This window comes from Streptomyces flavofungini (genome assembly GCF_041028215.1).
GTDB classification, from domain to species: Bacteria; Actinomycetota; Actinomycetes; order Streptomycetales; family Streptomycetaceae; genus Streptomyces; species Streptomyces flavofungini_B.
Map to the genome: position 1 here is coordinate 1 of NZ_JASKYR010001426.1, position 894 is coordinate 894.

Below are 894 nucleotides of genomic sequence, written 5' to 3' on the forward strand. Positions count from 1 at the left end.
TTCCTGAAGTCGACCGGCAGCGCCCCCTCCAACTACATCGGCGGCGGCACCGGCCTCGACACCCGTACCGACCTCGGCGGCCTGAACCTCTCCACCGTCCCCAAGGTGTTCATCGAGTGCGGCAACATGCGGGACGCCAAGGACTCGGCGCTCCTGAAGAGCGGCGACTGGCGGCAGAAGGCGGCGCGGGGGATCTCGGAGGGGATCGACGGGTTCCTGCGGGGGTGACGCGTGTTCCTCCGGGGGGATGCGTGAACGTCTTCCTTCTGTAATGTGGACGTCTTTATCCCGAGCAGACACCCCGCGCGTCCGGACGATATTGTCCCTCCTACGATGAGGGGCCACCCCCGCGCTTCGCGCACCGCGACACGACCGCGACCAGGGCGACAGCGACGCCTCCACTGACGAGACGACTGACGAAGGACCTGAAGTGAATTTCCGCTCCCTCACTCGAGGCGACGGCGTGGTGATCGGAGCAGCGGTGTTGCTCTTCATCGCGTCGTTCCTCGACACCCTTGACGCCGAAGGCGGCGACAGCGACAAGCTGCCGAACGCCTGGGACAACGGCAACCTGCTGCTCAGCGTGTACCTGCTCGGCATCATCGCCGCCGGGCTCATCGTCGTGGGCCGCGCACTGCCTCAGCAGCGCAAGGTCGCGGGCCTGGACCTCGGTCAGCTCGGCGTGGGCTTCGCCATCGCCGCCGCCTGGAGCTCGCTCGGCGCGATCTTCGACGTCGACCAGTCCTACGGCTTCTACATCGACCTCCTCGGTGGGCGCAACAACGGCCCCGACGCCGGTGTCGGCCTGATCCTGGGCCTGATCGGCGCCCTGGTCCTCGCCGCCGGTGCGGTCGCCACCCTGGTGGTCCCCGCCCTCAAGGCCCCCCTCATGGG

The 894-nt window shown here is 68.2% G+C and carries 1 protein-coding gene and 1 pseudogene; both read left to right on the top strand.

The window, feature by feature from the left end; translation table 11 throughout:
• Positions 1-228: N-acetylmuramoyl-L-alanine amidase (locus AB8Z36_RS41470; RefSeq protein ID WP_369218491.1), on the top strand; the 228-nt coding region annotated here is incomplete at its 5' end.
• Positions 229-430: 202 nt separating this feature from the next.
• A pseudogene (locus AB8Z36_RS41475) lies at positions 431-894 on the top strand (hypothetical protein); the annotation flags it as partial.